General features: G+C 72.7%; 19 protein-coding genes. 6 read left to right on the forward strand and 13 right to left on the reverse strand.

Annotation, left to right across the window (positions count from 1 at the left end; genetic code table 11):
• The first annotated feature begins 330 nt into the window (after positions 1 to 330).
• The gene (locus AB0H81_RS08640; protein WP_358371110.1) at positions 331 to 705 is read left to right on the forward strand and encodes a GrpB family protein; all 375 of its coding nucleotides are present in this window, start codon (positions 331 to 333) and stop codon (positions 703 to 705) included.
• Positions 706 to 777: 72 nt separating this feature from the next.
• Here AB0H81_RS08640 and AB0H81_RS08645 read toward each other — a convergent pair whose 3' ends face one another.
• The 4 genes from AB0H81_RS08645 to AB0H81_RS08660 are packed head-to-tail and all read right to left on the reverse strand — an operon-like array spanning position 778 to position 3,089.
• The gene (locus AB0H81_RS08645) at positions 778 to 1,302 is read right to left on the reverse strand and encodes an NUDIX hydrolase (RefSeq protein WP_358371113.1); all 525 of its coding nucleotides are present in this window, start codon (positions 1,300 to 1,302) and stop codon (positions 778 to 780) included.
• Positions 1,303 to 1,360: 58 nt separating this feature from the next.
• Positions 1,361 to 2,020, reverse strand: a complete 660-nt coding sequence (locus AB0H81_RS08650; RefSeq protein WP_358371116.1) for a maleylpyruvate isomerase N-terminal domain-containing protein — start codon at positions 2,018 to 2,020, stop codon at positions 1,361 to 1,363.
• 20 nt (positions 2,021 to 2,040) lie between these two features.
• The gene (locus tag AB0H81_RS08655) at positions 2,041 to 2,355 is read right to left on the reverse strand and encodes a multidrug efflux SMR transporter (RefSeq protein ID WP_358371119.1); all 315 of its coding nucleotides are present in this window, start codon (positions 2,353 to 2,355) and stop codon (positions 2,041 to 2,043) included.
• Positions 2,352 to 3,089, reverse strand: coding sequence for an NAD(P)H-dependent oxidoreductase (locus tag AB0H81_RS08660; RefSeq protein WP_358371122.1), 738 nt, complete (start codon positions 3,087 to 3,089; stop codon positions 2,352 to 2,354). Before AB0H81_RS08660 ends, AB0H81_RS08655 begins: the two co-directional genes overlap by 4 nt.
• 79 nt (positions 3,090 to 3,168) lie before the next feature.
• Between AB0H81_RS08660 and AB0H81_RS08665 the strand changes: the two genes are divergently transcribed.
• Positions 3,169 to 3,714, forward strand: a complete 546-nt coding sequence (locus AB0H81_RS08665; RefSeq protein WP_358371125.1) for a helix-turn-helix domain-containing protein — start codon at positions 3,169 to 3,171, stop codon at positions 3,712 to 3,714.
• Positions 3,715 to 3,736: 22 nt separating this feature from the next.
• Here AB0H81_RS08665 and sigJ read toward each other — a convergent pair whose 3' ends face one another.
• A complete protein-coding gene (gene sigJ / locus AB0H81_RS08670; RefSeq protein ID WP_358371127.1) occupies positions 3,737 to 4,765 on the reverse strand; it encodes an RNA polymerase sigma factor SigJ in 1,029 nt (342 codons plus the stop codon).
• Positions 4,766 to 4,882: 117 nt separating this feature from the next.
• On the opposite strand from sigJ, the gene AB0H81_RS08675 reads away from it, so the two are divergent.
• On the forward strand, positions 4,883 to 5,251 hold the full coding sequence (locus tag AB0H81_RS08675; RefSeq protein WP_358371130.1) for a hypothetical protein: 369 nt from the start codon (positions 4,883 to 4,885) through the stop codon (positions 5,249 to 5,251).
• Between the two features lie 78 nt (positions 5,252 to 5,329).
• Here the strand turns inward: AB0H81_RS08675 and AB0H81_RS08680 are convergent, their stop codons facing one another.
• On the reverse strand, positions 5,330 to 6,109 hold the full coding sequence (locus tag AB0H81_RS08680; RefSeq protein ID WP_358371132.1) for an SDR family oxidoreductase: 780 nt from the start codon (positions 6,107 to 6,109) through the stop codon (positions 5,330 to 5,332).
• A gap of 41 nt (positions 6,110 to 6,150) precedes the next feature.
• Positions 6,151 to 7,155, reverse strand: a complete 1,005-nt coding sequence (locus AB0H81_RS08685; RefSeq protein WP_358371135.1) for a LacI family DNA-binding transcriptional regulator — start codon at positions 7,153 to 7,155, stop codon at positions 6,151 to 6,153.
• A gap of 80 nt (positions 7,156 to 7,235) precedes the next feature.
• On the opposite strand from AB0H81_RS08685, the gene AB0H81_RS08690 reads away from it, so the two are divergent.
• The gene (locus AB0H81_RS08690; protein ID WP_358371138.1) at positions 7,236 to 8,222 is read left to right on the forward strand and encodes a nucleoside hydrolase; all 987 of its coding nucleotides are present in this window, start codon (positions 7,236 to 7,238) and stop codon (positions 8,220 to 8,222) included.
• On the forward strand, positions 8,219 to 9,205 hold the full coding sequence (gene add, locus AB0H81_RS08695) for an adenosine deaminase (protein ID WP_358371141.1): 987 nt from the start codon (positions 8,219 to 8,221) through the stop codon (positions 9,203 to 9,205). Before AB0H81_RS08690 ends, add begins: the two co-directional genes overlap by 4 nt.
• Before the next feature lie 25 nt (positions 9,206 to 9,230).
• Here the strand turns inward: add and prs are convergent, their stop codons facing one another.
• The 4 genes from prs to AB0H81_RS08715 form a co-directional block, all read right to left on the reverse strand.
• Complete coding sequence (prs, locus tag AB0H81_RS08700; protein WP_358371144.1) at positions 9,231 to 10,169, reverse strand: ribose-phosphate diphosphokinase; 939 nt, start codon at positions 10,167 to 10,169, stop codon at positions 9,231 to 9,233.
• 39 nt (positions 10,170 to 10,208) lie between these two features.
• Positions 10,209 to 10,712, reverse strand: coding sequence for a GNAT family N-acetyltransferase (locus AB0H81_RS08705; RefSeq protein ID WP_358371147.1), 504 nt, complete (start codon positions 10,710 to 10,712; stop codon positions 10,209 to 10,211).
• Between the two features lie 198 nt (positions 10,713 to 10,910).
• Positions 10,911 to 12,356 carry a serine hydrolase gene (locus tag AB0H81_RS08710; protein ID WP_358371150.1) on the reverse strand — a complete coding sequence of 482 codons (1,446 nt, stop codon included), beginning with the start codon at positions 12,354 to 12,356 and terminating at the stop codon, positions 10,911 to 10,913.
• A gap of 61 nt (positions 12,357 to 12,417) precedes the next feature.
• The gene (locus AB0H81_RS08715) at positions 12,418 to 13,047 is read right to left on the reverse strand and encodes an HAD family phosphatase (RefSeq protein WP_358371152.1); all 630 of its coding nucleotides are present in this window, start codon (positions 13,045 to 13,047) and stop codon (positions 12,418 to 12,420) included.
• A gap of 147 nt (positions 13,048 to 13,194) precedes the next feature.
• Between AB0H81_RS08715 and AB0H81_RS08720 the strand changes: the two genes are divergently transcribed.
• Positions 13,195 to 15,078 (forward strand): alkyl sulfatase dimerization domain-containing protein, encoded by a 1,884-nt coding sequence (locus AB0H81_RS08720; protein ID WP_358371156.1) that lies wholly within the window; start codon positions 13,195 to 13,197, stop codon positions 15,076 to 15,078.
• Between the two features lie 42 nt (positions 15,079 to 15,120).
• On the opposite strand, the gene AB0H81_RS08725 is transcribed toward AB0H81_RS08720, so the two are convergent.
• Together AB0H81_RS08725 and AB0H81_RS08730 are read right to left on the reverse strand one after the other, a co-directional pair.
• On the reverse strand, positions 15,121 to 15,516 hold the full coding sequence (locus AB0H81_RS08725) for a hypothetical protein (protein WP_358371159.1): 396 nt from the start codon (positions 15,514 to 15,516) through the stop codon (positions 15,121 to 15,123).
• 400 nt (positions 15,517 to 15,916) lie between these two features.
• Entirely contained in the window at positions 15,917 to 16,915 is a 999-nt protein-coding gene (locus AB0H81_RS08730; RefSeq protein ID WP_358371162.1) for a LacI family DNA-binding transcriptional regulator, read from the reverse strand.
• Between the last annotated feature and the right edge of the window lie 54 nt (positions 16,916 to 16,969).

The raw sequence follows: 16,969 nt of genomic DNA on the forward strand, positions 1-16,969 counted from the left end.
CGGACCGCCCCTTCGCCTCGGCAAGGTCGATGGTCGTCATCGCTCTCCCGTCTTCGTCAATCTCGTCTTCGTGCAGCTCGTCGCGACCTGGCCCCAGGTGTCGGGGCGATGGGCGTATGTCCCGGGGTCTGGGGATCTCGTGACCGCAATCGTCGTCCGGTCGCCGTACGGGGGCGTCCCCCGAGCGGAGTGATCTGCCGCTACCACGTCGGGATCAGCGACCGGCCGGACTACGACGCCGGGAGTAGTCCCGCGATACGGCGTCGCCGGCCGGCCGGGGGCCGCCACTCGGCGAGGGCGCCTCGGAGGAACTCGACGATCATCGACCTGATGGCTGCGGTGGAGGACTTCGCGCTGGTCGACGAACGGTGCGGAACGGCTCTTGCCGGCCTTGGCTATCACCGCCACTTCAACGGCATGACTGACCGTCTTCTGTATGTGCGGTCGACCGGCGGTGCGCGCACGCACATCTTGCATGTGGTCGCGCTCGCGGGATGGCCGACCCGCAACCAGCGGATCTTGCGCGACCATCTGCGTGAACACCCAGAGGACGCGACACGATACGGCGAACTCAAGCAGGCGCTCGCCGCTGCCGGCATCGCCCCCGGTGACTATGCGCGTGCGAAGACGGAGCTCGTCCAGGAGCTGACTGATCAAGCTCGCGGAGAGCGGGGCCTGCCGTCGGTCCCTGTCTGGGAGAAGTGAGTCGCGTCCCTGCGAACTCTCGGCATGTGGGCGAAAGGCCCCTCAACGCGGGGCGGCCCCTGGCGCGGGCGATCAGGGCTCGGTCAGGACGTAGAGGAGGGCGGCGATGCTGGTGCCGCCGACGATGGCCCCTTCGGCGATCAGCCCGCGCACGTCCGTAAGCGGCACCCAGGCGACGCGTTCGGCCTCGCACGTGTCGGTGGGCGGGCCGATGTGGGTGGCGTCGTCCGCGCGGAAGATGTGGTGGAGCGAGTCCGAGATGCCGTTGCTGGGCTGGACGTCGAGGAGGGGGCGCAGCGGGCCGGGACGCCAGCCGGTCTCCTCCTCGACCTCGCGGGCCGCCGCCTCGCGCGGCTCCTCGCCGCTCTCGATCCGGCCGATGGGGATCTCCCACGTCCACGTGTCGGTGATGAAGCGGTGCCGCCAGATCAGCAGGACGCTCCGGCGGTCGTCGAGCACGACGGCTCCGGCTCCGGGCGGCATGCGCATCAGCCGATGGTCCAGGTGCCTGCCGTCGGGCAGCTCCACGTCCGCCACGCGTATGTCGAGCCAGTGGTCGGTGTAGAGCGGTTCTTCGGAGTGGATCTGCCAGCGCATCGCGGCTCGCTCCCGGCGTGGACGGCTGATCTCGGCACCACCACGCTACAAGCCGGGGCTAGAACGCGCTGATCGTCGCCGGGGCGCGTTCGGCGCGGCTGAGGGTGCGGATGACCGCGGTCGCGCCGTGCCGGTGGACGGCGAGGCGGGCCAGGAGGTCCACCACCGGGTCCACGACCCGCGCGGGCAGGGCCGGGGTTCCCACGCCCACGCTCGCCGCCAGGTCGTCGGAGTGGACGACCAGCTCGATCACGCGGGTCATGAGGAAGTCGTCCAGCAGCAGCGACCAGCCCGAGGGCAGGTCCAGGACCCGGCCGGCCGGCTCGGCGGGCAGGGTGGCGCGCTGGCGGTCCAGCAGCTCGGCGGTGGTGGAGGCCAGTGCGGCCGGGCCCGCGGCGGCGGACTCCTCGCCGGCGCGCCTGATGCCGACGTTGATCTCGTGGTCGAGGCCGGCCTCGACCCAGGGGGACCTGGCGTAGTGCTCCAGGAGACCGATCGGCTCGGCGCCGGGGGCGGCCTCGGCGGCCAGCAGCCTGTCCACCCGTACGAGCTGGTGGGCGAGGTGCCCGGCCAGGCCCGCGACGCTGAACTCGGTGAGCGCGCTCGGCTTGTCCCAGGCGGCGGCGACGGCGGGGTCGCCCAGCAGGGCGACCGCCGACTCCGCGGCCGTCAGGTAGGACTCTCTGACTTCCAGGTAGGACTCTCTGCTTTCCCCCATGAGGACCCGGCCCTTTCCGTCTATGTCGTGATTCGGGCCAAGACTATCCCTCCGACGATCAGGCTCAACGCCGCCATCCGCCCCACCGAGAGGGGGTCGCCCCCGAGCACGATCCCCAGGGTGATCGCGCCCACCGCGCCGATGCCGGTGAAGACGGCGTACGCGGTGCCGACGGGCAGCGTGTTCATCGCCTGCGACAGCAGCCAGACGGCGGCGGCCATGAGGACCAGGCAGATGAGTGTGGGCAGGGGGCGGGTGAAGTTCTGCGTCGGCTTGATGCTCTGCGACCAGGCCACCTCCACCAGCCCGGCCAGCACCAGGATCAGCCAGCTCATGACCGGATCTCCTCACGCGACTCCGGTCCACGCGACTCCGGTCCGCGCGGCTCCGGTCCGCGCGACGACTGCGATCCGGAGGACTCCGGTCCGCGCGACGCCGATCCGAGGGACGAGGCCGCCTCCAGGGCGGCGGTCAGCGACTCCTCGTGCCGGTCGCGCAGGTGCCGGAGCGCCGGGTCGAGCCGCGCGTTGACCAGCTCGGCGTGGACGAACGTCACGTCCTCGACCGCGAAGTGGCCCTTGAAGAAGTCGCGCAGGTAGCGCTCCTCGTGGTCGTACGGCTCGCGCGGGGTGCCCGGGCCGTACGCGCCGCCCCGGGCCCCGGTCACCACGAACGACCGGCCCTTGAGCGACATCTTCGGGAACGTGATCTGGTCGATCCACGCCTTCAGCGACGACGGGATCGAGAAGTTGTACATCGGTGTGCCGATCAGCACCACGTCGGCCGCGACGACCTCGTCGAGCAGCGGCTTGACGATCTCCCACGCCTCCCGCCGGGCGGGGGTGAGGACGGCCTCCTCGTAGCGGGCGATGTCGGTGATCCCGTGTTCGAGGACGTGGTCGCACAGCTCGGTCCACGCCTCGCCGATGTGCGGGACGGGGTCGGCGGCCAGGTCGCGGTAGACGTACCCGGCGCCGGGGTGCGCGGCGCGCCAGGCGTCGGCGTACGCCCTCGACAGTCCGCGGGAGAACGAGGCGCGGCGGGCACTGGCATCAAGGTGGAGCAGCATGAGGTGGTCTCCGATCAATAAGTGGACACAACGTCCATTTAAGCATATCCGGACGATGTGTCCACCTACACTGGTGCGCATGGAGAGAGCCGACGCCGCGCGCAACCGCGCCCGGATCCTGGAGGCGGCTGCCGAGCTGTTCGCCGCCCGTTCGCCGCACGAGGTGACGATGGACGACATCGCCAAGGCCGCCGGGGTGGGCAGGGGCACGCTCTATCGCCGCTATCCCGACCGCGCGTCCATCGCCGTCGCGCTGCTCGACGAGCACGAGCGGGAGCTGCAGGAACGCCTGCTGCGCGGCGACCCGCCCCTCGGTCCGGGCGCGCCGCCCGCCGAGCGGCTCGCCGCGTTCTACGCCGCCATGGTGCGGCTGCTGGAGGATCACGCCCACCTGGTGCTGGGCAGCGAGGTCGGCCGCACGCGGTTCGAGACCGGCGCGTACGGTTTCTGGCGGGCGCACGTCCGCTCGCTGCTGGTGGCCGCCGGCACGCCGCGGCCGGACGCGCTCGTCGACACGCTGCTCGCGCCGCTCGCCCCCGAGGTGTACGTCTACCAGCGCTCCGACCTGGGCCTCGGCATGGAGGAGGTCGTCGAGGCGCTGACCAGGCTCACCCGCGTCCTGTGACGCGGGACGTACGCGTCCTGCTTCAGTCCTGGTGCTGCTGTTCCGCCGTCCAGGGCCGGAGCTTGTCGGGGTTCCGTACGACCCAGATGTGCTTGATCCGGTCGCCTGCGATGTCGAACGCCATCACCGCTTCGGTGACGCCGTTCCGCTGTGCCACCAGACCGGGCTGACCGTTGACCGTACGCTCCAGGATCGTCAGGTCGGGCGCGAGGCCGCCGATGGTCATGGCGTAGCGCAGGATCTGCTCGGTGCCCTCGACCGGGCGGAGCGCGGTGCTGACGAGGCCGCCGCCGTCGGCGATCACCGTGGCGTCGGGGTCGAGGAGGCCGATGAGGGCTTGGATGTCCTTGGTCTCCCAAGCCTGCTTGAAACTCCTGACGACGTCGGCGCGCTGGGCCGCGGGAGTCGCGGGAGCCTGCGCGGCGCGGATGCGGCGGCGGGCCGACGTGGCGAGCTGGCGGCAGGCCGCCGGCGAACGGCCGAGGATCTCGGCCACCTCGCCGAAGGCGTAGCGGAAGACGTCGTGCAGGATGAACGCCACGCGCTCGGCCGGGGTCATCGACTCGAGCACGACGAGGAAGGCCATGTTGACCGACTCGTCGAGCGTGACGCGGTCGGCCGGGTCCGCGCCGGGCCGCGCGCCGGCCCACTCGGTATGGTCGGGCAGCGGCTCCGGGATCCATTCGCCCACGTAGCGCTCGCGCCGGGCCCGTGCCGAGCCGAGCACGTCGAGGCAGATGCGGCTGGCGACCGTCGTCAGCCAGGCGCCGGGGGACTTGATGGCGTCCTGTTGCTCTTGGGACATGGCGTACCAGCGGGCGTAGGTCTCCTGGACGACGTCTTCGGCATCGGCCAGGGTGCCGAGGAGCCGGTAGGCGAGATTGATCAGCTGGCGCCGCTCGCTCATGATCGCGCTCAGGCTCGGATCGGGCTGGGCGGTCCCTGGCTCGGACGGGGTGGTCACGGTGTCGTCGGCTCCCTCGGTGCGGCTGCTGGTGCGGCTGCCCTCACCGGGCCGACGAGACGGCGCGCCGGACTGTGAGGCCGGCATGTCGCCTCACATTCCGAGCGGGTGCGTCGTCGGACTCCGGAGACACCACCGGCGCGCCGGAAAGCGTGCTGGTCGTCGTCGCCGTCCCCGCCATTCTCGCAGTCCTGGGAGTCCCTTATGTTCCTGCGTGTCACGATCATCCTGCAGACCCTGGCCCTCTTCGCCTCGCCGATCACCGCCGGGCTGTTGTTGTCCACCCCCCACGGACGGACCCTGCACAGTGTCGCGGCGTACGGGGTGTTCACCGTGACGCTGCTGCACCTGATCGCCGCGATCCTGGTGTGGCGGCCGGGCGGCGGCTCGCCCAGGCCCATCGCGTACGCGGCCGGGTTCTTCGGGCTCACGCTGGCGCAGATAGCGCTGGGCATCGCGCAGGTGACGACCCTGCACGTGCCCCTGGGCGCGCTGTTGTTCGGCCTGAGCGTCCTTCAGCTCAGCCGGGTCCCGGCCTGGCGCCGGGCTCACGTCGCGCCCGTCTCGTCCTGATCACCGATGAGCCTGATCACCGATGAGCCTGTTCACCGGTGAGCCGGACGGGGCGACGACGCGCCCGCGAACACCCGTTCAGAGGGCGTGGCCGCCGGCGACCTGGAGGACCTGGCCGGTGATCCACCGGGCCTGCCGCGAGGCCAGGAACACCACCGCGTCGGCGATGTCGGCCGGCTCGCCCGCCCGTCCCAGCGGCACGATCGACCGGACGTGCTCCTCCAGGCCGGCGTCCATCCAGCCCGTCTGCACCGGTCCCGGCGCCACCGCGTTGACCCTGATCCCAGCGCCGGCCAGGTCGAGCGCCGCCGCCCGGGTCAGCGCCTCCAGCGCAGCCTTCGACGTGCCGTACCCGACCTGTCCGGGGAACGCGCGGGCCGCGTCGGTGGAGACGTTGACCACGCCGGGCGAACGGCCGGGCGGCCGGCGGCGCGCCAGCTCGGCGATGAGCAGGGCGGGCGCGACCGCGTTCACCTGGTACGCGCGCCCCAGCCCGGCGGCCGTCACCGTCTCGAACGTGTCGGGGCTCTCACAGTGGGCGGCGTTGTTCACGAGGACGTCCACGGGCCCGAGCCGGCCCTCCACCTGGTCGAACAGCCGCCCGGCGGCGTCCGGCTCCGCGAGGTCGGCGCGCACGGCGATCGCGCCGCCGCCCAGCTCGGCCGCCAGCTCCTCGATCTCGTCCAGGGGCGGGGTGATGTGCTCCCAGGTGACGCCCGGGGGCGGCGCGGCCCCGGCGAACCCGTGGACGGCCACCCGAGCGCCCTCCTTCGCGAAGGCGCGGGCGATGGCCGCCCCGATGCCGCGCCCGGCCCCGGTGACCAGCACGACGTGACCGTCGAGTCCCGTGTCGATCATCCCGCCAGCATCCCAGAGCGGCCGGCCCGCGCGGTGGGAGGTCAGTCCTGCTCGCCGTCGCAGCCGCAGCTACGCCTGATCACCAGGGGTGCGCGCGCGCCGGGCACACCGGGATCCCGGCCGGACAGCAGCTCGACCGCCTGCTCGGCCATGGCCTCCAGCGGCTGCCGGGTGACCGTCAGGGCCGGGGCGGTGTGGGCGCTCTCGGGGGTGCCGTCGAGGCTGATCACGGCGATCCGGCCGGGGACGGCGACCCCGCGGGCCCCCGCCCCGGACAACACCCCGATGGCCTGCTCGTCGGTGGCGGTGATCAGGGCATTCGGCAGCGCGTCGGCGGCGGCGAGGCGGCGGGTCAGGTGGGCGGCGGCGGCGCGCGAGTAGTCGCAGCGCAGGAGCACGGCCCCGAAGTCGCCGGCGACGGCCGCCTCCCACGCCGCCCGCCGTGCGGCCACCGGACCCGCGTCGTGCGGGCCGGTCAGGAAGGCGATGCGCCGGTGCCCGTGCCCGCGCAGGTGGGCGACCGCCTCCCGTACGGCGTCGTGGTTGTCGGCGGCGACGACCCGCGCGCGCCCGTCGGACGGGCCGTGATGGACGTACACGGCGGGCACGCCGGCGGCCCGCGCCCGGTCGGTCACGTCGTCGCCGCCCTCCGCGGAGACGATCACCAGCCCGTCGACCTGGGCGGCCAGGAAGCGGTCCACGAGGTCTCGCTGACGGTCCGCCGAGTAGCCGGCGTTGCCGATGAGCGTGAGCCGGTCACGCCTCTCCAGTGCCTGCTCGACGTGCCGCGCCAGGGCGGCGAAGTACGGGTTGGAGGCGTCGGCCAGCACCAGGCCGACCACGCCCGTGGTGCGGGAGCGCAGCGCCCGGGCGATGCGGTTGGGACGGTAGTCGAGCTCGGCCGCCGCTGCGAGGACGCGCTCGCGGGTCGCGGCGGCGACGGGACGCGGCCCGTTGTTGATCACATAGCTCACCACCGCCGTGGAGGTTCCCGCCCTGCGGGCCACGTCGGCGAGAGTGGGCTGCTTGTCCGCGCGTTTCGTCATGGCGGTTTACATCATTGCATCTAATCGTTTAGATAGGTGGCGTCTAAACGATTAGATCAGTGAGAGGAGGAGGTGATCGCGTGCCGGATCTTGCCCTGGTCGTCGACGCCGACACCGGTTCCGACGACGCGGTGGCGCTGCTCCTGGCCGCCGCCGGTGGCCTCGGCGACGTGCGCGCCGTGACCACGGTGGCGGGCAACGTGCCCGTGGCGACCGCCACCCGCAACGCGCTCGTCACGCTGGAGATCGCCGGGCGCCGGGACGTCCCGGTCCACCCCGGCTGCGACCGCCCGCTGACGCGTACGGCGTCCACCGCCCAGCACGTGCACGGCCAGGACGGGATGGGCGACATCGGGCTGCCCGACCCGCGGGGATCCGCCGAGCCGGAGCACGCGGTCGAGGTCCTGTTGTCCCGTCCCCGCCGGCATCCCGGCGAGCTGACGCTGGTCACGCTGGGCCCGCTCACCAACGTCGCCGCCGCCCTGCTCCGCGACCGCGACCTGCTGTCCCGGTACCGGCACGTGTACTGCATGGCCGGAGCCGCGGACCTGCGCGGCAACATCTCGCCCACGGCCGAGTACAACGTCTGGGCCGACCCCGAGGCCGCCCGGGTGGTCCTGGAGGCGGCCGAGCCGGACAGGGTGACCTGGATCGGATGGGACGTCTCCCGCAAGGACGCCGTCATGACGCCCGAGGACCAGCTCCGGCTGGAGCGGCTCGGTACGCCCATGGCGACCTTCGCCCACCGCGTCAACCGGACCGTCGCCGACTGGGCCCGCGACGTCACCGGCCTGCCCGGCTACGACCTGCCCGACGCCGTCGCCATGGCGGTGGCACTGCGTCCCGACCTGGTCGTGGAGCGGGAGCGGGCGTACGTGGACGTCGTCCTGGGGGAGGAGACCCGCGGTCAGCTGATCATCGACCGCCGGCGCTCGGCTCCCGCGCCCAACCTGACGCTGGTCCGGCGGGTCAGCGAGAGCGACTTCAAGCGGCTGCTCTTCGACACCTGCGCCCGTACACCGGAACCTCTGGCGCCATCCGGCTCCCACGAGGAGAGGCCGCGATGAGCGGCGCGCGACCCGCCCCGTCACCCGTGCCGCGTTACGAGCTGCACTGCCATCTCGACGGCTCGGTGCGGCCCGGCACGGTCGCCGACCTGGCCCGTGAGCAGGGCGTCACCCTGGACCTGCCGGTCGAGCGCCTGGTCACCGCACCGCCCCGCTGCGGCAGCCTCAGCCGGTTCCTCACCTACATCGACGTGCCGCTCCAGGTGCTCCAGACGCCCGACGCCCTCCACCGGGCGGCCCGCGAACTGGTCGAGGACTGGAACGCCGACGGCGTGGTGTACGGGGAAGCCCGCTTCGCCCCCCAGCTCCACACCCGCCGGGGCATGAGTCTCGACGAGGCGGTTGAGGCGGTCTCCCACGGGCTGGCGGCCGGACGGCGGATCACCGGCGTGCGCACCGGGCTGCTGCTGTGCTGCCTGCGCCACCAGACGCCTGACGAGAGCCTCGCCGTGGCCGAGGTGGCGCTGCGGCACCGCGACGAGGTGGCCGGGCTCGACCTCGCCGGCGACGAGCGGCTCCACCCGGCCGAGCCGCACCGCCCCGCGTTCGACCTCGCCCACGGGGCGGGCCTTCCCTGCACCGTCCACGCCGGCGAGGCGGCGGGGCCCGCCGGCGTGTGGGAGGCGGTCGACGTGCTCGGGGCGCGCCGGATCGGCCACGGCGTACGATGCGCGGGCGACGGCGCGCTGCTGGAGCGGCTACGGCGCGACAGGATCGCCCTGGAGATGTGCCCGACCAGCAACGTCCAGACCGGCGCGGTCCCCGGCCTGGAGAACCACCCCGCCACCCGGCTCCTGGCCGCGGGGCTCGCGGTCACCATCAGCACCGACACCCGCACCACCTCGGCGACCACCCTCGCCCGGGAGTTCGCGAGCCTGCGGTGGTCCGCCGGGCAGGAGCGGCTGGCGCAGGCCCACGCGGCCGGCGCGGCGTTCGCGGACCCGCTCGCCACGGCCACCCGGCCGCACGACCGGGCGCCGTGATCGATTGCGGGGCCCGCGGCCGGCGTCAGGACGTGCTGAACAGGGCGCTCACCGACTCGCCGTCGTGGATGCGGCGCATGGCCTCGGCCAGGGCCGGCGCGATCGACAGGACCGTGAGCTTGTCGCTCGGCCTGGGCGGCGGGACGGTGTTGGTGCAGACGATCTCCGCGACCTCGGGCATCGCGCTCAGCCGCTCGATCGCCTCGCCCGAGAACAGGCCGTGCGTGCAGGCCACGCGCACCGAGTTGACACCGCGTTCCCGGAGCCGGTCGAGCAGCTCGATGACCGTGCTGCCCTTGGCGATCTCGTCGTCCAGGATGATCACGTCCTTGCCGGCGACGTCGCCGATGACCGAGCTGATCACCACGCGGTCGTCGCTGAAGCGCTGCTTGGCGCCCATCGCGACCCCGGTGCCGAGCAGCCGGGCGAAGGCCGCGGCCTCCTTGGCGTTGCCCAGGTCGGGGGAGACGACGACGGTGTTGGACAGGTCGTGCTGCCGGAAGTGGGTCGCCAGCTCCCGCAGCGCGTGCAGGTGGTCGACGGGCACGCTGAAGAAGCCGTGGACCTGCGGCGAGTGGAGGGTCATCGCGAGCACCCTGCTCGCGCCCGCCGCCACCATGAGGTCGGCGACGAGCCGCGCCCCGATCGAGATGCGGGGGGCGTCCTTCTTGTCGCTGCGCGCGTAGGCGTAGTGCGGGAGGACCACAGTGGTGCGGGCGGCCGAGGCGCCGCGGGCGGCGTCGAGCATCAGCAGCAGCTCGACCAGGTGCTCCTGCACCGGCGGCACGAGCGGCTGGATGAGGAAGACGTCCCGTTCGCGGCAGTTGGCCTGGAGCTGGACCTCCAGCACGTCGTTCGCGAAGCGGTTGATCGCCACCGGATGGAGCGGTGTCCCGAGGTGGGCGCAGATCTCCTCGGCGAGCTGCGGGTGGGCGGAGCCGCTGAAAACCGTGATGTCACGCACGATTCCCAGAGGATATCCCCAGGGTTCGCGTGGGCGTCCTCAGGGGCTCACGTAGTGGTGGAGCAGGGCGGGCTCGCCGGCGGCGTTCAGCCAGTCGCCCCGGCTGCTGCTCACCCGCCGCCAGCCGTTCCGCTCGTAGAAGGCGATCGCGGCGCGGCCCTCGCTGGAGACCTCCAGCGTCAGAGGCGGGCCGTCGGCGGGGTGCGCGGCGCGGGCGGCGGCGAGCAGGCCCGCGGCGACGCTCCGGCCGCGGGCGCGCGGGACGACGAACAGGCGCGACACGACGGCGCTGACGGTGACGCCGACGAGCCGCGTGACGTGCGGATCCGGCCGGGTGAGCCCGACGTGGCCGAGCACGGTCCGCCCGTCGTCGTCCACGGCCACCCACGCCTGGGCGAGGTCGTCGGGCGTGAGCCAGCCGGACGGGTCGGCGGGCCAGTCCACGGGGTAGCGGTCGGCGGCGTGCACCTCGGCCAGCGCGCGCACGCACGCGGGGAGGTCGTCGTCGGTCCTGGGACGGACCAGGGCCGGGGAACGCGTCATGAGCGGGAGGCCTCCGAGGCGCGGGTCACGGTCGGTGCGAGGTCTGGAGAGGGACGGGTCATTGCTCCAGGTCTCCGGGGTGAGTGAGGGAGTCTAGCGAGGGCTCCTGGTCGAGGCCCGTCTCCACGCCCACCCGGTCCAGATTCGTGACCGGAGAGCCGCCCCGCCTGCCTGCTCGGCCCGGCCGGGCGGCGGAGGTCAGGAGGAGCGTCGCTTCTCGTACTCGTCGATGACCTTGCCGAGCTTCGCCAGCCGCTCGGTGAACCACACGTTCTCCGCGCCTGCCGGCGGCCGGTTGGAGTCGACGTACTGGTAGCCGAGGTTGGAGAACATGGCGACGATGTAGGTGCGGCCGCCCTTGCCGGGCAGGGCCTTCACGATGCCCGCGTCGGCGCCGGAGTTGTTCACCCAGCCGTTCTTGTGGGCGTACGTCACCTCGGCCTTCTGGTTGCACGGCCGCACGTCGCGGCCGTACGAGATGCCGTGGCCGGGAATCGTCACGGTGCCGTCGGCGCCGATCCACCGCGAGGGCGTGAGCTGCGGGATGCCGGGGGCGGGGTAGTCGGCGCCGCACCAGTTGGTGGTGGAGAGGGTGACGTTCATGCCCTGCTCGGCCAGCCTGCTCCTGAAGAACGAGCGGGAGGCGTCGCTCAGGACGTCGGCGGTGATTCTGGTGCCGGCCGGAGTCTTCCACAGGGTGCCGACCCCGCCGTTGACGAGCATCAGCAGCTTCGCCGTGTCGAGCGAGCTCATGGTGACGGGGTTGCCCCACCGCGCGCCGTTGCCGGGGTTGGTGTTCTTGAGCTGCAGCGTCTCCAGGCCGAGATCCTGGAAGGTCTGGTTGAGGCCGTCGACCGCGCCCTTGTCGTGCAGCAGCTTGACCATGGCGCAGGCTCCGGCGTTGGACGACCAGGTGAGCGCGGCGTCGAGGTAGTTGCGGACCGTGTCGCTGCCGGCCGGGCCGCACAGCGAGCTGACCGTGACCGGCTGGTAGGCGTAGGTGTCGTCGAGCGAGATCTGGCCCTGGTCCACCAGCCGCAGCACCCCGAAGGCCACCATCAGCTTCAGCACGGACGCGGGGTAGGGGCTCATGAAGTCGATGGGCGCGTTCTCACGGCCCGGCACGATGTCGATGCTGCCCTGGCCGCGGTTGGCGTACCAGCCGGCGTCGTCCCACTGCCTCCAGCGGACGTCCGTGGTGTGCAGGTTGTGGTCCACCGGCACGGCCTTGCCGTCCGGGTACTGCGGGCTCATCAGCACGGTGCCCGAGGAGACGGGGCGGCCGAGCCTGTTCAGCTCGATGACGGTCAGGTCGATCTGGGGCTGCTGCGTGATCGGCTCGGCCACCGCAGCGGCTGCGCGCAGGTCCGCCTGCTGCGGAAGCTGCCTCGCCTCCTTGCCGGCGCCGTCCTGCCGCAGTGCGTTCAGCTCGGCCGTGCTCGTCGGCGGATTGGTGTCCAGGACCTGCTCGAACTGCTGATCGTCGAGTGCCCGCCGCAGGAAGCCGGCGAGCGTGCTCACGGAGCCGTTGTCCACCTCCGCGTTCGCCTGGGGCGGCGCCACGAGGCCGCCCAGCAGCACGGCCGCGGCGGCGAGGCCGGAGAGAGCACGCCTTCCCCGATTTGTGGATCTAGGTAAAGTCACCGGATCATTCTAGTCAGGATGATCAACTAACGGCTCAGGATCGTGGCCGGGCTGGGGCGGATCATTGCTCCAGGGTCTCCGGGGTGAGTTCGCCCAGGTCGTGGAGGACGAGCCAGGCGAGTTCGAGGGCGTCGGGCGCGGGCGGGTAGCGCGGGTGCGGCACCGCGACGACCCGCATCCCGGCCGCGTACGCCGAGCGCAGCCCGTTGCTGGAGTCCTCCACGGCCACGCACGCGCGGGGATCGACGTCGAGGCGCGAGGCCGCCTCCAGGTAGCCGTCGGGGGCGGGCTTGCCCCGGGGGACCTCCTCGGTGGAGACCGTGGCGGCGAAGCTGCCGGTCAGACCGGCGGCGTCCAGGACGACGTCGATCAGCCTGCGGGGTGAGGAACTGGCCAGCCCGAGGGTGTGACGCTCGGCCAGCCGGCGGACGGCCTCGCACGCGCCGGGCATGAGCGGGATGGCCTCGCGGTAGCGCGCGGCCATGGCGTCCACCACCTGCCGGGCGATCTCCTCCGGCGGCAGGGGGACGCCGAGCTCGTGCAGGTACGTGGCCCACTCCTGGGTGCTCATGCCCATGAGCCGGGACTGCGTCTCCGGGCGCCAGGTGCCGCCGTGGTCCGCGACGTAGGCCCGGCGCACCTCCTCCCATACCGGTTCGGAGTCGACGAGCACGCCGTCGAGGTCGAACACGCACGCTTCCACCGCAAAACCCCCAGACGATCAGGCGGCCTCCAGCCAATCACATCGCGCCGCGCAGCCCCGTCGCCGGTAGGGGTTGTCCGTATTGCCAGACTCTGTTGACCGTGTCCGTACCGGATGGCGGGCATGCCCGGGAGCATGTCCAACCTTCCACTCCATGATCACGCCCACGATCACACCCAAGAGCACGACCACGACGGTCACGACGCCCCCACCCCCGGCGAGCACGAAGCCGCCGACCACGGGGACGCCGACCACGGGGACGCCGACCGCGGCTTCGTCGCGAGGCTCGACCCGGCGGTGATCAGGAACGCCGACGGCCGGGTCGTCTGGGACGGCGATTCCTATGCCTTCCTCCAGGAGGAATGCCCCGGCACCGCGCATCCCGGCCTGTGGCACGAGAGCCGGCTCTGCGCCCGCCAGGGGTTGTACGAGGTGGCCGAGGGCGTCTACCAGGTGCGCGGGCTCGACCTGTCGAACATGACCCTCGTCGAGGGCGACGCCGGCGTCGTGGTCGTCGACCCGCTCGGCTCGGTCGAGTGCGCGGCGGCGGCGCTCGGCCTGTACCGGGCGCATCGCGGCGACCGGCCCGTCACCGGCGTCGTCTACACGCACCCCCACGTGGACCACTTCGGCGGCGTGCGCGGCGTCACGGGCGGCGGCGTGCCGATCCTCGCACCGGCCGGGTTCATGGACCACGCGGTCTCCGAGCACGTCCACGCCCGCTCCGCCGTGACGCGCCGCTCCGTCTACACCTACGGCCAGGCGCTCGAACGCTCCCCGCTCGGCCAGATCGGCGCGGGGCTCGGCCTGGCCGCCTCCACGGGCACGATCTCGCTGATCCCGCCCACGCTCGCCGTCACCCGCACGGGCCAGGAGGAGGTCGTGGACGGCGTGCCGATGGAGTTCCAGCTCATGGCGGGGACGGGTGATCCCGCGCAGATGACGTTCCTCCTCCCCGGCCGCCGCGCCCTCTTCCTGGCCGAGAACGTCACCCGCGACCAGCACGACCTGCTGCCGCTGCACGGGGCGGCGGTCCGCGACCCCCGGGCCTGGGCCCGCCACCTGACCGGGACGATCACGCTGTTCGCCGGCCGGGCCGACGTCGCGCTCGCCTCGCACCACTGGCCCGTCCGGGGGACGGACGGCGTCGTCCGGCTGCTGACCCGGCAGCGGGACCTGCACACGTACCTGCACGACCAGACGTTGCGCCTGATGAACAAGGGGCTCACCGCGTCCGAGATCGCCGAGACGCTGCCGCTGCCCCCGGAACTGGAGGAGGCGTGGCACGCGCGCGGCTACCACGGCGCGCTCAGCCAGCACGTCAGGGCCGTCTACCAGCGCTATCTCGGCTGGTTCGACGGCAACCCGGCGCACCTGTGGGAGCACCCGCCGCGCGAGAGCGCCATCCGGTACGTCAAGTGCCTGGGAGGAGGGGGCGCCGTGGTGGAGTTCGCGCGAAACTACATCGCCCAGGGCGACCTGCGCTTCGCGGCGCAACTCCTCAACCACGCCGTCTTCGCCGACGAGGGCAACAAGGAGGCGCGTGACCTGCTCGCCGAGGTCTACACCCGGCTCGGGCGCGGGGCGGAGAACGCCACGTGGCGCAACGTCTACCTGACGGGGGCGCTGGAGCTGGCCGACGGGATCGTGCCGGCGGTGCCCGCCGCGCCGTGCCCGGACCTGGTCGCCGTGCTCCCCGTGGACCGCGTCTTCGACTCGGTCGCCATCCGGCTCCACGGGCCGCGCGCCTGGAACGAGAGCCTGTCGATCGACTGGCACCTGACCGACCTGGGGGAGCGCCACCGCACGACGCTGTCGAACGGCGCGCTCGTCCAGCAGCAGGACCCGCCGGACGGGCCGGTGGACCTCACGCTGCGGCTTACCAGGCAGCAGCTCATCGCGCTGTTCTGTGGCAGGGGCGCGGAGGGGGTCGAGCGGGAGGGCGACGTCGGGGCGCTGCGCCGCCTGGTGGCCCTCCTGGACGACGCCATGCCGGACTTCCCCGTGGTCACGCCCTGAGGGACTGCGCCGGGGTCCTCATGGTCGCGTCCTGACGGGATCTCACAGGCCGGCGTGGCTGATCAGCAGCATGGCCGAGGCGCAGGCCAGCACGCTCGCGGTGAACGCCCCGGCCCACGGTGGCAGCGCCCGGGCACAGGCGAGGGCGATCGGGAGCACCAGCCAGACGAACGGCTGCGCGACCGCTGCGAGCACGGCCCACGTCAGCACGACAGGGAGCAGGCACAACAGCGCGAGCCCGGGCCGGGCCGGGACCAGCTCGCCTTCGAGGAGCGCCCAGGCGACGTACAGGCCGCCGAGCAGCGCGCCCCCGGCGGCCGCGGCCGTGCCGCCGTCGCGGGCGGTCGCGGCCAGGGCGGACACCAGCAGCAGCCCGAACGCGCCGTGGGACACCCACCGGAGCGCGCCCGGCCGCACCGTGAACAGGAATCGACTCATAGGCTCACCCACGGTAATCGTCGCAGGCTCGCCAGGCACTCACCGGCCCCCGCGAGTCCTGTCGCCTCTCTCCCTTTCGCCCTGCTTGTCGCGTCTTCTTCTCGTCTTCTTGTCGTCGCGCGCGTACGCGTGGTGTGGGAGGACCGCGGTCGTACGAGGGAGGACCGCGGTCGTGTGGGAGCCGGCCCTCCGGCGAGCGAACCGCCGGCGACGCGACCACGTGACGGGGCGGGGCGGCCTGCGGACAAGTGTCTCGATCGGCTGGCCGGGCACGTGGAGCGAGTCGCCGGGGGATGTCCGCTCCAGCCGGGGCGTACACCGGCACGCCGAGCCCGGCCAGGCGGAGGACGTCGATGTGATCGGTGCGTTCGTGCGTCACGAGCACGGCGTCCGCGCCGTGTCAGGCGGAGGCGCGGACGATGAGTTCCGTGGGCAGCGTGACCGGGTCCACGTGGTCGGCCCCGTCGAGGAGCTCCAGCAGCAGACGGACCGTCTCCTGCGCCACCTCCGCCAGCGGCTGCCGGACCGTGGTCAGCGGCGGGTGCGTGGAGATGGCCACCGACGAGTCGTCGAACCCGCCCACGGCCACGTCGTCCGGCACCCGGCGGCCGGCCTGCCGCAGGGTGTGCAGGGCGCCGGAGGCCATGACGTCCGAGGCGCAGAAGACCGCGTCGATGTCGGGCACTCGCTCCAGCAGCCGGGTCATGGCCTGCTCGCCGCTGGCGTGGGTCCAGTCGCCATGCTCGATGAGCCGCTGGGACGCCTTGCGGCCGAGGACGTCGGCGAAGCCCTCCAGCCGCTGGATGCCGCCCGGCGTGTCCATCGGGCCGGTGATCATGGCGATGCGGCGGCGGCCCTGGGAGACGAGGTATTCGGCCATCTGGCGGGCGCCGCCCCGTTCGTCGCAGGCCGCGTACGGGATCACGGACTCCTTGCCGATGACGGCGCCGCACGAGACGGCGGGCAGGCGGGACGCGTGCAGCGCGTCGACCAGCGGGTCTCCGGAGTGCGTGGACATGAGCAGCACTCCGTCGGCGTGGCCGCCGCGCACGTAGCGCAGGACCTGCTCGCGGTCGCGGTCGTCGCCGGCGATCATCATGACGAGCGACAGGTCGCGCTCGCCGAGGCGGCGGATGGCGGTGCGGATGGTGGTGCTGTAGTTGGGGTCCTCGAACAGCTTCTCGTGGGGCTCCGACAGGACCATGACCACGGATCCGGCGCGCTGCCTGACCAGGTTGCGGGCGTTGCGGTTGACGACGTAGCCGGTCTCGGCGATGGCACGCTCGATGGCGACGCGGGCGGCGGGGCTGACGTAGCGGTCGCCGTTGAGCACGCGTGAGACCGTGCCGCGCGAGATCCCGGCCGCTCTGGCGACGTCGTGAATGGTCGGCCTCTTCACGGATCCAGCATCTCATGGCTCGGTTTCATGATTCTGTGAGCGTACACAGAGGCC

This window comes from Nonomuraea sp. NPDC050691 (genome assembly GCF_040654455.1).
In the GTDB taxonomy this organism is placed as follows: domain Bacteria; phylum Actinomycetota; class Actinomycetes; order Streptosporangiales; family Streptosporangiaceae; genus Nonomuraea.